Source organism: Streptomyces sp. MCA2 (assembly GCF_023544705.1).
Classification (GTDB): Bacteria; Actinomycetota; Actinomycetes; order Streptomycetales; family Streptomycetaceae; genus Streptomyces; species Streptomyces decoyicus.
Window position 1 is genome coordinate 44,656 of the sequence record NZ_JAMJFM010000017.1, and the last position, 13,423, is coordinate 58,078.

A 13,423-nucleotide genomic window follows, 5' to 3' on the forward strand; every position below is an offset into this window, starting at 1 on the left:
TGTCCGTACACGCCTGCTTTGCAAGAGGAATGGGCCCAGATCATGTTTATGAACTCCTCGACGACCCCGCTTGCGTTGCGTCCGGACGCCGACGTCGTCCGGCCGCTCATAGCCGGGCCCGGCGAAGGGCCACCCCTGGCGGTCGACCGGCTACCCGACGGCAAGTGGCAGTTGACCCTGCACGACCTGGAACCCGTATCGGTGCACCGGCTGCCGTCCGACGAGGTCCACATCATCCTGGCGCCGGCCGGCGAGGAAGCGTCCCGCCTCGCGGAGCCGACGGCAGGCCAGGCCCGGCCGGAGCAGATCCGTATCGACACCGCGGCCCGGACGGTCTTCCTCAGAGGCCGCCAACTCGACCTGCCACGGCTGGAATTCGATCTGCTGGCGCACCTCGTGCTGCATCCCCAGCGCGCCTTCACCCGGGAACAGCTGATGGCCGCGGTCTGGCCCAGCTGCCAGTCCAGCACCCGCACCGTCGATGTGCACATCGCGCGTCTGCGCCGGCGCCTGGGGCCCGGTCTGCGCGACTCCATCAGCACCGTCTTCGGCATCGGATACAAGTACCTGCCGACTACGTGAAGACCCGGGCCGGCGGTTGACGCGCAGACTCGCTTGACTCCGCGCCGGGGCGGACGCGCTCACAGCGGGCCGGTGGCCGACGGACTTCGGCCGCCGGCCCGGCCCCGTGCGGCGGGATGCTTCGTCCCACCGGCCGTCCCCTCGCCCACCGGGGGGCCGGGACAGCGCTCCTCATGTCCCGACGGGCGGGGAGTTCAGGTGCGAGGGGGTGGCGGCCGCGGGTTCCTTGCGCACGAAGGCCCGGCGCAGGGCGTGATAGGGCGCGTCCGGGTCGAAGAAGATGCGGTGCATCCGGTCCAGTTCGTGCTCCCGGTGGGCGGCGAGCGGCCGCTCCGCCTCGTCGCGTTCCCGGGCGGCCTTCTTCGTGGCGATACGGGCCTGGGTCGCGGGCGCCGACGCCAGCCGGACGGCGAGCCGGCCGGTCTGCGCGGCGAAGTCCTGCGCGGGGCAGTCGATGATCCGGTCGACCAGGCCGAGCCGCGCACCTGCCGCGGCGGTCATCGGCAGGGCACGGGCGGTGAGCTGCCCGGCCACCTCGGGGCCTGTCCGGCCGGGCAGCGTGTAGGTCCAGTACTCCGAACCGTAGAGCCCCATCAGCCGGTAGTGGGGGTTGAGCACCACGGCCGAGCGGCACCACACCTCGTCGGCGGCGAGGGCCAGCATCGCCCCGCCCGCCGCGGCGTTGCCGCCGAGCGCGGCGACCACCAGCCGGTCGGTGGTGGTCAGGACGGCGTGCACCAGGTCGTCCATGGCGTTGATGTTGGCCCAGGACTCCTCGGCGGGGTCGGCGGCGGCCTCGATGACATGGAGGTGGATGCCGTTGGAGAAGAAGTCCCGTCGGCCGCCGAGGACCAGCACGGAGGTCGGCCGGGCACAGGCGTGGCGGTAGGCGGCGAGCAGGCGGCGGCAGTGGCCGGTGCTCATCGCGCCGCCGGGGAAGGAGAACTCCAGGAAGCCGGCCGCCCCGTCCTCCCGGTAGCGGATGTCACTCCAGGTACGAGGGCCGTCGCCGGGGCCGAGCGGGGCGGGGACCTCGGGGAGCGGCGGGAGGCGGTCGCCCAGCGCCAGTGTGGCGGGCAGCTTGAGGGTGCCGGGCTCCCCCGGCGCGCGGGGCGGCCGCAGTTCCGGGATCCATACCGCGCCGTCGGCCGTCGCCCGGCAGATCGCGCCACACCGGGTGGCGAGCAGCTCGCCCGGCCGGCCCGTCAGGGTGTCCTCGGGGTGGCCTCCGTGCAAATGCCAGATGTCGCCGAGGAGTTCATCGCGCACACCGGGCTGCGAGTCGGCGGCGCGCAGCTTGCGTACGACGGTGTCGGTGGGGTCGGACCGCCAGTCGATCCGGCGCAGGTCCTGGCGGAAGGGCGGCCGGGGCCGGCCGGACTTCGCGGCGTCGGGCAGGGCGGTCTGCGACTGCGGGCGGTGGGTGCCGGACGCCACGCGCGCGACGGCCGACAGGACGGCGTCGACCGCGGCATCGGCGATCTCGTTGCGGTACAGGTCGGACTTGCCCACCTCGGGGACGGGGCAGTCGGCCGCGGCCCAGACATCACCGGCGTCCATCTCGTCATTGGCCTGGAGAACCGTGACGCCCCACCGCTCGGCGCCCAGATGCACGGCCCAGTCGACCGAGGACGGGCCACGGTCACCGACGGGGCCGGGGTGCACGATCAGGCAGGTGCAGGCGGACCACACCTCGCGGGGCACGGCCGTCCTGAGCATCGGTGCCACGATCAGGTCGGGGGCATGACGGCGTACGACCTCGGGGAGCGGCGTCTCCCGCGTCACCAGCTCCACGCTCAGGTGGTGCCCTCTCTCACCGAGTTCGGCGTATACACGCTGCGTCAGGCTGTTGAACGCGCCGGCGATGAGCAGAATGCGCACAGCGGACTCCCCAGGAGCTCGGACCGGTCAGCGGGTAACTGATCGCGATCGTCCCCCACGGGCTGCCGTCCGGCTCCGGAGCCGCGCTACGGGTCACCCGATCGACGGCCGCCGGGCGGCGCAACGGGGCGCCGGGAGACCGGCCCGCCCCGCACCCTCCGCCTGACGGGTCGTCATTTGGTTCCGGATGGAGATCATCTCGTCGGAATCCCGCCAAAGTTGGCGCGTCGGGCACGCTTCCCGAGGCGGTGACATTGCCCATAATTGACATTCACTTGGTCATACTTTTACCTTCAGGGCAGTGGCATCAGCGCAGGTCAGCGCCGTATGCCCAGTTCTTCTTCCGCACTCTCATCGGAGGTTCCCATGGAGCAGCTCATCAAGAAGATGGCTCAGGACAACGTCTGGCAGAACTGGCTCGCGGCCAACTCCGCCCAGCAGGCGGCGAAGAACGGCTGCATCAGCGCGGCGCCGAAGGCGGGCTGCATCAGCGCCGCGCCCAAGGCCGGCTGTATCTCCTGACCCTCGCACCCTCAGGGGCCCGGAGCGGGCGGGCGGCGCACACCACGATCGGGCCGCCCGCCCGCTCCCGGGCACCGGCCCGTCCCGGGCACCGCTCCCCGAATTCCCTTGTGGGCACCGCATTCCGAGCAAGGACGAGGATTCCATGGATGGTCAGCCGACCGCCGAGGTCATCGAGCAGATCCGCGACATTCCGATCTACCGCGAGTCGCTGGCGAAGGGCCACTTCCCCCTGCTCGACAAGCCGGAGATCGCGCGCGGCTTCCCCGACAACTGGATGACGCCCCGGCTGGCCGCGGCGCTGGAGAACGGCGAAGCCGAGTTCGTCCTCTCCACCGGCACCCATCACGCCCGGATGCAGATCATCCGGCCCCCGTACTTCCTGCTGCACTCCTACTACCGGCTGTGGCGCGAACACCCCGATATCGCGGACACCTGGGAATCGGGCTGCCGGCGGGTCTCACTGACCACGGTGCTGGCGACGGAACATGTGGCGCGGGTCAACGCCGCACGGCGCGGTACCGTGCCGGCGCCGGTCCCCGCCCCCGAGGACCGGCAGCTCGATGCGCGTACCTGCTATCTCAATCTGCGGCTCGATCCGGCGCTGTGGGACCGCGACGAGGTGACGCGGATGCTCCAGGAGATCCGGGCCGCCGCGCGGACGCACCCTCGGGGCTGGTACCACCTCGACTGCTCCGGATATCACCTGGCGCATCTGCTGCGGAAGGTCGGCGAATGGGGGCTGTGGGACGACTTCCCGCCGCCCGCCAGCATCATCCACGCCTACGAATACACACCGGTCAACGTCCGGCGTTTTCTGCACCAGCACTTCGCCTGCCCGGTCATCGACCTGTTCGGCAGCACCGAGCTCGGCTATCTCTACTACAGCGACCGCCGCGGCACCTACTGGCCGCATCTCGACAAGATGAGCGTCGAACTCCACCCGGTCACCGCAGGGAGCACGATCTACCAGCTGATCGTCACGAGTGTGCGCAATCCCCATATGCCGCTGGTGCGGTACCGCTCGGGCGACTGTGTGCGCACGCTGGACGGGACGCCCGACCCCGGCAAAATCTCCCAATTCTGCGGCCGGGAAAAGGAATTGCTCAGCACTCCGCACGGGCCCGTCGCACAGGGCGACCTCGACCGGTGCATCGGTGAGACGTCCTCGCAGGTCTTTGTGTACCAGTTGCGGCTGACCGGCGATTCCGAGGCGCAGCTGGTGTACACGACGTTCCACGGCGCACCCATCGACCCCGCGGAGGCCGCGGCGCTGGAGGAAAGCATCGGCGAACTGACCGGGCGACGCTGCCGGCTCGCCCACCGTGCGCACATCCCCATCGGGAAGTCGGGAAAGTACGCCTGGCTCACGAGCGGGACCTGAGCCACCCGGGCGCCCGGCCGACCCACCGGGAACCCGACCCACCCGACATCTGCTCCCCCGGACAGGAGAGGCATGACCACCCCGCCGCGGATATCCCCCGACGATCTCAAGGACCTGCTCGGTGACGCGCTGTACACCGAGGTGGTGACGCACTTCGACGACAAGAGCGCCGCACCGCGCGATTTCGTGGAGCGCCAGGTCACCGAGTGTCTGCGTTACCTCTATCTCGTCTCCCGGCACCACGACCGGCTCGGCGGCCTGTTCCTGCCGGTCGAACAGGACATCGACGAGATCTGGCACTACCTCATCCTCCAGACCCGCGAATACCGGGCGCTGTGCGAGGAACGGCTGCCGGGGCGCTTCTTCATCGAACACCGCAGCATCGCCTACGAGGACTACCAGCAGGAGCCGGGCCGCGAGCAGGCACTCGAAGAGGCACTGCGCTGGATTCCGCTGTACTGCGAGGAGTTCGGCCCGTATGACGAGGGTGCGCTGCCGCACTGGACCATCGTGCGGTTCCTCCATGAGCAGATGGGGCTGTCGCTCGCGGATATCGCCGCGCTGGAACCGGTGGCGGCCTGAACAGCGATCGCTACCGGCTCGGAGGAAAAGGAATCATGACGGCTCGGAACGCTGCCCCGGCCATCCACGAGGTGCCAGAACAGCGGCGGATTCTGGCCGTCCTGGTCTTCTCCCAGATCCTCAGCGGCGCGGGCCTGGCCGCGGGAATCACCGTTGGCGCGCTGCTCGCCGAGGACATGCTCGGCTCGACCGGCCTGGCGGGCGTGCCCAGTGCGCTGTTCACTGCCGGCGCCGCGCTCGGCGCCGTCGGCATCGGCCAGATCTGCCGGCGCCACGGCCGGCGCCCCGGTCTTGCGCTCGGGTACGCCGTCGGGGCGCTCGGCAGCCTCGGGGTCGTGGTGGCGGCCGCCCTCGGCAGTGCGGTGCTGCTGTTCGGGTCCCTGCTGGTCTACGGCGCCGGTACCTCGACCAATCTGATGGCGCGCTACGCGGGTGCGGATCTGGCCTCGCCCGCGCGGCGCGGGCGGGCGGTGAGCACCGTCCTCTTCGCCACCACGCTCGGCGCGGTGATCGGACCCAATCTGGTGACCCTCACGGGAGAGGTCGCACACTCCTGGGGCATCCCCCGGCTCGCCGGGCCGTTCCTGCTGGCCGTCGCCGCGTTCGGGGCCGCCGCGGTGGCCCTGGCCGTGCTGCTGCGGCCCGATCCGCTGCGGCTGGCCGAGAAGCTGGCCGCGGAACGGGCCGTGGTGGCGGCCGGGAGTACGGCGGGCGACGCCGACGGCCGCCCGGACGAGCGACCCGACCGGCGCGGGGTGATCACCGGCACCACGATCATGATCATCACCCAGCTCGTGATGATCGCGATCATGACGATGACGCCCGTCCACATGCAGGCACACGGCCATGGCACCCAGGCGTCCGGCCTGGTCATCGCCCTCCACGTCGGAGCGATGTTCCTGCCCTCCCCGCTCACCGGGCTGCTGGTCGACCGGATCGGCCGGCGCTGGATCGCCGGCGCGTCCGGTCCGGTCCTGCTGGCGGCCGGGGTCCTCGCCGCCGTGGCGCCCCCGCACTCCGTTCCCGCGCTCGCCACGGCACTGGTGCTGCTCGGCATCGGCTGGAACTTCGGGCTGGTCAGCGGCACCGCCCTGGTCACCGACGCGCTGCCGCCCGCCCGTCGCGCGTCGGCGCAGGGCCTGGTGGACGTCGGCATCGCCCTCGCGGGTGCCACCGGGGGCATGGCCTCGGGTCTGGTCGTCGTCCTGGGCGGCTACCCGACGCTGGCGCTGGCCGGCGGGATTCTCGCGCTGGCCGTCCTTCCCGTCCTCGCCTGGGCGGTCCGCCGTCCCGCGCACACCGCCTCCGCCCCCGCGGCCCGCAAGGAAACGGAACAGACGTGAACGTCCGTTCGCACAACGGATGTTCCCGGCATCCTTTGAAGGAAATCTTGAAACTTGGCGTCATTTCTCGTTATCACGCACGAAACCTGGGTGCTGCACTGTGAGGGCAGAGTGGAATCGTGTGGACGACCCACGGGGGACGATGATGCGGAAGGACACCTGCATACCGGGCATACCGGCGCTGCGCCTGTGCCGCACGTCCCTGACCGCCCTCATGGTGGTTCTGGGATTCCTGCTGGGGGGTGCGGCGACGGCTTCCGGCGCCGCGAAGAGCGCGTTCACCGCCCCGTCGCCCGTGAAGTCCGCGAGCGCACCGCCGGCCGCCGAGCCGGACCATGACGGCACCGAGAAGAAGGCCAAGCGCGAGGCCGAGCGGGGCCAGCCGCGGCGTACCGCCCGGCTCACCGTCGGCATTCCCCAGCACATCGGCCGGCCGCTCCCGCCGTTCGGCGTGGGCGTCAAGCAGCCCGTAGCCGCGATGTCATCCGGCGCCCCGTCGGCCGGCAGCACCACCAAGGCCGCCTCAAGACCGGCCGAAATCCCCCTCCTGCACTGCGTCTTCCGCTGCTGAGAGCGGCGTGGTGGCCTGCACCACCAACCGCACCTTGCACATTCGCGCCACCACCTCACCGTGGCACCACTCATCAGCAGGAGACCTCCTCATGGAGACCTTCATTCAGCATGCCCGGGGCCTGACGGCCCGTATTGCCGACCGGCGAGAGGAACAGGAGACGTACGGCCGGCTCGCGGACGGACAGTCCCCGCTCGCGCTGTTCATCACCTGCTCCGACTCGCGGGTCGTCCCGTCCCTGATCACCGGGGCGCGGCCCGGCGAACTCTTCGAACTGCGGACCGCAGGCAACGCCGTGCCGGTCTACCGCGAGGACATGGCCGCCTGCGCGGAAGCCGCCACCATCGAGTACGCGATGCGCGTCCTGGGCGTGGCCGACATCGTGGTGTGCGGCCACTCGCACTGCGGCGCGGTCGGCGCCCGGGCCCGCGGCGAGGACCTGACCGGCGCGCCTGCCGTACGGGACTGGCTGGCGCAGCAGCTGTCCGACCAGCTGCCCAAGGACGCGGAACCGACGGTCTCCGCCGCGGTCCAGCAGCATGTGCGCGAACAGGTCGACCGGCTGCGCGGCTACCCCTGTGTACAGGAGCGGCTCGCCGCCGGCGAGGTGAATCTGCACGGCTGGTTCTACGAAGTGCACACCGGCTTGGTGGCCGCGCATCACCCGGCCTCCGATCTGTTCCTCCCGCTGTGAAGGCGGGCGTGCACCTCATGAAGCGATTCACTTCCTTCCGGGCGGACTTCACCGCCTCCCTCGTGGTGTTCCTCGTGGCCGTCCCGCTGTGTGTCGGGGTGGCCGTCGCCTCCGGGGTCCCGGCCGAGCTGGGCCTCGTCACCGGCGTGGTCGGCGGGCTGCTCACCGGCCTGCTCCCGGGCAGCAGCCTTCAGGTCAGCGGCCCCGCGGCCGGTCTGACGGTGCTGGTCTTCGAAGCCGTCAAGGAGTACGGCATCGGCGCGCTCGGCGCGCTGGTCCTGGCGGCCGGCGCACTCCAACTGGCCATGGGCGTCCTGAAGTTGGGGCGCTGGTTCCGGGCGATTTCGGTCGCCGTCGTCCAGGGCATGCTGGCCGGCATCGGCCTGGTCCTGATCGCCGGACAGCTCTACGCCCTCGCGGACGCCAAGGCGCCCGGCAGCGGACTCGCCAACATCGGCGGAATGCCGGGCCTGGCCGCCTCCACCGTGGGGTCGGGGACCGCACTGGCCGCGCTCGCCATCGGTGCCGGCACCATCGCCGTCCTGGTGCTGTGGCCGCGCTGGCGGCGCGCCGCGCGGGTCCTCCCCGCGCCGCTGGCCGCCGTGGCGCTCGCCACCACCGCGGTATGGGCACTGGACATGCCCGTCGCACGGGTCCAGGTCAGCGGGCTGCTGGACGCCATCCAGCCGCCCGGCCTCGCCGACCTCGGCCGGCTCACCGAGATCGGTGTGCTCGGCACGGTCCTCGCCTTCGCGCTGATCGCGTCCGCCGAGTCCCTCTTCAGCGCCGCCGCGGTCGACCGGCTGCACGACGGACCGCGCACCGACTACGACAAGGAGCTGATGGCCCAGGGCGCGGGCAACGCCGTCTGCGGCATCCTCGGCGCTCTGCCGATGACCGCCGTCATCGTCCGCAGTGCGGCCAATGTCCAGGCGGGCGCGAAGACCAAGGCCTCGCGGGTGCTGCACGGCGTCTGGCTGCTGGCGTTCGCCGCGGCGTTCCCGGCCGCGCTGGGTGTGGTGCCGGTGGCCGCGCTGGCGGGCGTACTGGTCCATGCGGGCTGCAAGCTCATCCCGTTCAAGGAGCTGCGGCCGCTGTGGCGCGACCACCGCGGTGAGGCCGTCGTTCTCCTGGTCACGGCGCTCGCGATCGTGACGGTCAATATGTTCGAGGGCGTCCTCATCGGCCTGCTGATGGCCATCGCGAAGACGGCATGGGAGACCTCCCACGTCCACCTCGACATCTACACCCCGGACGACGAGGACGAGCCGGTGCTCGTCAGCGCCGTCGGCAACGCCACGTTCCTGAGGCTGCCCAAGATCCTCGACCAGCTCGAGGGGCTGCCCGCCGACCGGGATGTGGAGCTCGATCTGAGCGGGCTGCGCCATCTCGACCACGCATGTGGCGCCGCGCTGACGAACTGGGCCGAACAGCACCGCCGCAGCCGGCGGGCGGTGGAACTGGTGTCCTGACGACCGGACCGCCCGCCGGGTCTGCCGGTGTGCGGTCCGGCACCGGTCGCGTGCCGGCCACCGGACCCGGCTCTCCCGTCCCCTCCGCGGAGGAGGCGGACGGGACAGCCGGGACTGGTGGCCGGCACGTCGGCATCCGCCGGCCGTACGGTCACCACACCGCGCGGCCACACCGCGCGGCCGGACGGCGCTGCCGGACGGCGCTGCCGGGAAGACTCCCCCCGCTACGTTTGTTGAGCGAAGATCAGGTCGGTCGTGGGCGGCACGCATGCCCCGAGGCGGCCGACGCCACGCTTGTCGTCGTCGAGGGGACGGACGCTATGCCTCTTCAGGGTGAGTACGAGCCCAGCCCGGAGCAGTGGGTGCGCGATCAGGTCGCGCTGTACGAGAGCTCGGGTGGTGAGGAAGGCACCACGATGCGAGGGCTGCCGGTCGTGGTCCTGACCACCCGGGGCGCGAAGAGCGGAAAGATCCGCAAGAGCCCGCTGATGCGGGTGGAGCATGACGGGACGTACGCCGTGGTGGCCTCCATGGGAGGCGCGCCCCGGCACCCCGTCTGGTACCACAACGTCGTGGCCGATCCACGGGTGGAGCTCCAGGACGGCCCGGTGCGCCAGGACATGACGGCCCGTGAGGTCACCGGCGAGGAGAAGTCCCTGTGGTGGGGGCGCGCCGTCAAGGCGTACCCCGATTACGACGACTACCAGGAGAAGACGGACCGCCGGATCCCGGTGTTCGTCCTGGAGCCGGCGGCCACGGCGCACTGACCGGGCCGGCCCCGACGCTCAGGGCCGCCCCGAGGCTCAGAGCGTCACGAGGGAGACCTCGGTGGCCTTGACGCTGGTCCAGACGGACACGCCGTCGGCCAGGCCGAGTTCGAGGGCCGCCGATGGGGTGATTTCGGCCACCAGGTCGGGGGCCTCGTCCGAGGTGACGAGGATCCGCAGCCGGCTGCCCGCCGAGGTGATCTCCCGGACGGTGCCCGGCCAGACGTTGCGGGGGCTGCCCGTGGGCTTGTCCAGGTGCAGGGACACCGCCTCGGGGGCGATGATCGCCAGTGCCCGGGCACCGTCGGGGAGCCGGTCGGCCGCGACGAGGTGACCGCCGCCGGTGAGCGCAAGGCCGTCGCCGGTGGCGGTCCCCGGCCAGGCGTTGCGGCCGAGCATCCGGGCCACCCAGGGCGAGCGCGGGTGCCGGGTGACCTCGGCGGGCGGCGCGTCCTGGAGGGCATGGCCGTCGTCGAGGACGAGGACGCGGTCGGCGAGCGAGACCGCCTCGACGGGGTCATGGGTGACGATCAGACAGACGCCGCCGAAGCCCGCGAGATGGCCGCGCAGGGTGTGGCGGACATGGGCGCGGGTGGTCTGGTCGAGCGCGGCGAGCGGTTCGTCGAGCAGCAGCAGACGCGGGCGGGCGGCCAACGCCCTTGCCAGCGCGACGCGTTGGGCCTGCCCTCCGGAGAGCTGGGCGGGCTTGCGGTGCGCGAGCGGGCCGACGCCGAGCCGGTCGAGCCAGAGCTGTGCCGCGCGGCGGGCCTCGGCGCGCCCGGTGCCCTGGGCGCGCAGCCCGTAGGCGGTGTTACTCAGGGCCGACAGATGCGGGAAGAGCGCGCCGTCCTGGGGGACCCAGGCGACGCCGCGGCGGTGCGGGGGCAGCGTGGTGACGTCGGTGTCGCCGAGGCGCAGCGTGGCGCGGGCGCGTGGGGTGAGGCCCAGCAGGGCGCGCAGCAGGGTGGTCTTGCCGGCGCCGTTGGGGCCGACGACGGCGATGGTGGTGCCCGGACCGGCGTCCAGGGTCAGCTCGTTGAAGCCGGTGACCTCGGCGTGCAGCGGCCAGCGTTCCTGAGGCGCCACGGACGTCGTGACGGGTTCCTCGACGCCGGTGGCGGGCGGCGACGCCGGGGCGGTGTCATCACCGGCGCGTACGGGGCGGGCCGCGCGGTCGGTGGTGCCGCCCGTCCAGCGGCCGCGCAGAGCGACCAGCACGGCCATGGCGATGACGAGCAGCAGCAGCGAGACCGAGGTGGCCGCTTCCGGGGAGCCCTGGAGCAGCAGGTAGACCTGGAGCGGCAGGGTCTGGGTGGTGCCGGGCAGATTGCCGGCGAAGGTGATCGTCGCGCCGAATTCACCGAGCGCGCGGGCCCAGGTCAGCGCGGCACCGGCGGCGAGGCCGGGGGCGACCATGGGGAGGGTGACGGTGCAGAAGACCCGTACGGGAGAGGCGCCGAGGGAGGCCGCGGTCTCCTCGTAGCTCGTGCGCAGTCCGGCGAGCGTGCCCTCCAGACTGATGACGAGGAACGGCATCGCGACGAAGGTGGCGGCGACCACCGCGCCGGAGGTGTGGAACGGCAGCACGATGCCGAAGGTGTTCTCCAGCCAGCCGCCGAGCAGTCCGCGGCGGCCGAAGCCGAGGAGCAGCGCGACACCGCCGACGGTCGGCGGCAGCACCATCGGCAGCAGCACCAGCGAGCGGACCAGCGCCTTGCCGGGGAAGCCGACCCGCGCCAGCAGCCAGGCCAGCGGCACCCCCAGCAGCAGCGACAGCCCCAGCGCGCAGAACGAGACCACCAGCGACAGCCGGAGCGCTTCGAGGACGTCCGGGCTGGTCAGATGGGTGCCGAGGTCGTTCCAGGGGGTGCGGGCGAGTACGCCGACCAGCGGCATCAGCAGGAACGCGATGGCGACCAGCGCGGGCACGGCCAGCGCGAGAGGGGCACGGGTACCGGGCGCGCGGAGCCTGCCGGCCGGGGGCGGGGCGAACCTGCGGGGGCTTCTCATCGGGGTCCCTGGGATCGGGGCGGGCCGGGCCGGTGTACGGCGGCGCGCACGGGCCGGGCCGCTCCCCCGAGCCGGACGGTCCGTGCGCGCCGCACCGGGTCACGGCTTCTGGAAGCCGGCCTGCTGGAGGATCTTCTGCGCCTCGGGCGTGCTCAGCCACTTCACGAAGGCGGCTGCGGCGGACTGGTGCTGAGAGGCCTTCAATGTCGCGGCCGGGTAGGAGGCCACGGCGTTCTGTGCGTCGGGGATGTCGACGGCGTCGACCTTCTTGGGCGCGGTGGCGGCGTCCGTCTTGTAGACGAGGCCGGCATCGGCCTCGCCGAGCTCGACCTTGCTGAGCACGGCGCGGACGTTGGGCTCCTGCGAGACCGGCTTGACCTTCAGCTTCTGGGCGTCCAGGACCTGCTGGCCGTAGCGGCCGACCGGCACCTCGGAGGCGGCGAGGACGACCTTCAGCTTGCTGTCGGCGAGGTCCTTGAGATTGCCGATCTTCTTCGGGTTGCCCTCGCCGGTCGCGATGACCAGGCGGTTCTTGGCGATGACGGTGGGCGTGCCGACGTCGACCTTCATGCCGTCCATGGTCTTGGTGTCGGCGGTGACCACGGCGTCGGCGGGCGCGCCCTCCTTGACCTGGGCGGCCAGTTCCTGGGAGCCGGCGAAGGAGAAGTTCACCTTCGTGCCCGGGTGCTCCTTCTCGTACACCGCGCCGGCCTTCTTGAAGACATCGGTCAGCGACGAGGCGGCGAGCACGGTGAGGTCCGCCTTGGAGGCGGCGCTGCCGGACTTCTCGCTGCCCGCGTCCTTCTTGCTGTCGTCGTTGCCGCCGCAGGCGGAGAGCGGTACGAGGAGGGCGGCGGTCACGAGCGCGGCGGCGGCGCGGCGTCCGGAGAAGGGCTGGGACATGGGGCGGGACTCCTTGGAACGCGGGACGACGGGCGTCGTCCGGGCAAATGGGAAAGCCGCGCCGTGGACGGGCGACGCCGCTGGTGTGAGGCAGCCGGCCGGTGGGGACGGTGGTTGCGGATCGGCTGGGGTGCGGCCGCGGTGGGTCAGGTGCGGTCGATGTGCACGCTGGTGGACTTCACGCGGGCGGTGGCCTGCATGCCGACCTCCAGGCCCAGTTCCTCCACCGCTTCCCGGGTCAGCAGGGACACCAGGCGGTGCGGACCGGCCTGGATCTCGACCTGGGCGGCGACATCGCCGAGCTTGACGGCGGTGACGATGCCCGGAAAGGCGTTGCGCGCGGAGGTGTACGAGGCGTCGTCCTCACCGGTGCCGTTCTGCGCCACCTCGATGGAGAAGGCGGCCAGATCACGGCCGTCGATGAGGCGGCGGCCACCGTCGTCGCGATGGGTCGCGACCTTGCCGGCGTCCGCCCAACGGCGGGCGGTGTCCGGGCTGACGCCCAGCAGCCGCGCCGCCTGGCCGATCGTATAGGACTGCATGTGCGACAAGATATGCAGTATCAGCTCGCATTTGCAATCCTTCAGGCGAAGCTATATGGCAGATGCCAGGGCTCCTGGAGGAAGGAACGAAAAGCCGCCGCCCGACCGGCGGCCACCCCGCGCGCCTCAACGGAATTCCCCCGCACCTCCGTTTTCCGGGCACCTCCGTA

The 13,423-nt window shown here is 71.8% G+C and carries 13 protein-coding genes; 9 read left to right on the forward strand and 4 right to left on the reverse strand.

The features are described 5' to 3' along the window. The first annotated feature begins 48 nt into the window (after positions 1 to 48). On the forward strand, positions 49 to 582 hold the full coding sequence (locus M8I34_RS16325) for a winged helix-turn-helix domain-containing protein (protein ID WP_250050177.1): 534 nt from the start codon (positions 49 to 51) through the stop codon (positions 580 to 582). 171 nt (positions 583 to 753) lie between these two features. Here the strand turns inward: M8I34_RS16325 and M8I34_RS16330 are convergent, their stop codons facing one another. Further along, positions 754 to 2,463: a hydrogenase maturation protein gene (locus M8I34_RS16330; RefSeq protein WP_250050178.1), complete on the reverse strand. Its 1,710-nt coding sequence runs from the start codon at positions 2,461 to 2,463 to the stop codon at positions 754 to 756. A 366-nt stretch (positions 2,464 to 2,829) separates the two neighbouring features. Between M8I34_RS16330 and M8I34_RS16335 the strand changes: the two genes are divergently transcribed. From M8I34_RS16335 to M8I34_RS16370, 8 genes are all read left to right on the forward strand, one after another. Continuing rightward, positions 2,830 to 2,985 carry a hypothetical protein gene (locus M8I34_RS16335; RefSeq protein ID WP_199812699.1) on the forward strand — a complete coding sequence of 52 codons (156 nt, stop codon included), beginning with the start codon at positions 2,830 to 2,832 and terminating at the stop codon, positions 2,983 to 2,985. Between the two features lie 145 nt (positions 2,986 to 3,130). After that, on the forward strand, positions 3,131 to 4,369 hold the full coding sequence (locus M8I34_RS16340) for a hypothetical protein (protein ID WP_250050179.1): 1,239 nt from the start codon (positions 3,131 to 3,133) through the stop codon (positions 4,367 to 4,369). A 72-nt stretch (positions 4,370 to 4,441) separates the two neighbouring features. Then, positions 4,442 to 4,951: a hypothetical protein gene (locus tag M8I34_RS16345; protein WP_250050180.1), complete on the forward strand. Its 510-nt coding sequence runs from the start codon at positions 4,442 to 4,444 to the stop codon at positions 4,949 to 4,951. Between the two features lie 35 nt (positions 4,952 to 4,986). Next, positions 4,987 to 6,294: an MFS transporter gene (locus M8I34_RS16350; protein ID WP_250050181.1), complete on the forward strand. Its 1,308-nt coding sequence runs from the start codon at positions 4,987 to 4,989 to the stop codon at positions 6,292 to 6,294. A gap of 121 nt (positions 6,295 to 6,415) precedes the next feature. After that, positions 6,416 to 6,865 carry a hypothetical protein gene (locus M8I34_RS16355; RefSeq protein WP_250050182.1) on the forward strand — a complete coding sequence of 150 codons (450 nt, stop codon included), beginning with the start codon at positions 6,416 to 6,418 and terminating at the stop codon, positions 6,863 to 6,865. A 91-nt stretch (positions 6,866 to 6,956) separates the two neighbouring features. Then, complete coding sequence (locus M8I34_RS16360; protein WP_250050183.1) at positions 6,957 to 7,559, forward strand: carbonic anhydrase; 603 nt, start codon at positions 6,957 to 6,959, stop codon at positions 7,557 to 7,559. A 17-nt stretch (positions 7,560 to 7,576) separates the two neighbouring features. Continuing rightward, positions 7,577 to 9,031, forward strand: coding sequence for a SulP family inorganic anion transporter (locus tag M8I34_RS16365; protein WP_250050184.1), 1,455 nt, complete (start codon positions 7,577 to 7,579; stop codon positions 9,029 to 9,031). Positions 9,032 to 9,351: 320 nt separating this feature from the next. After that, positions 9,352 to 9,798: a nitroreductase family deazaflavin-dependent oxidoreductase gene (locus M8I34_RS16370; RefSeq protein WP_250050185.1), complete on the forward strand. Its 447-nt coding sequence runs from the start codon at positions 9,352 to 9,354 to the stop codon at positions 9,796 to 9,798. Between the two features lie 36 nt (positions 9,799 to 9,834). On the opposite strand, the gene M8I34_RS16375 is transcribed toward M8I34_RS16370, so the two are convergent. The 3 genes from M8I34_RS16375 to M8I34_RS16385 all read right to left on the reverse strand — a co-directional run bounded on the left by M8I34_RS16375 (position 9,835) and on the right by M8I34_RS16385 (position 13,253). Further along, entirely contained in the window at positions 9,835 to 11,808 is a 1,974-nt protein-coding gene (locus M8I34_RS16375; RefSeq protein WP_250050186.1) for an ABC transporter permease, read from the reverse strand. 99 nt (positions 11,809 to 11,907) lie between these two features. Beyond that, entirely contained in the window at positions 11,908 to 12,711 is an 804-nt protein-coding gene (modA, locus tag M8I34_RS16380) for a molybdate ABC transporter substrate-binding protein (protein ID WP_250050187.1), read from the reverse strand. 146 nt (positions 12,712 to 12,857) lie between these two features. Further along, complete coding sequence (locus tag M8I34_RS16385) at positions 12,858 to 13,253, reverse strand: molybdopterin-binding protein (RefSeq protein ID WP_030983527.1); 396 nt, start codon at positions 13,251 to 13,253, stop codon at positions 12,858 to 12,860. Positions 13,254 to 13,423 lie beyond the last annotated feature (170 nt).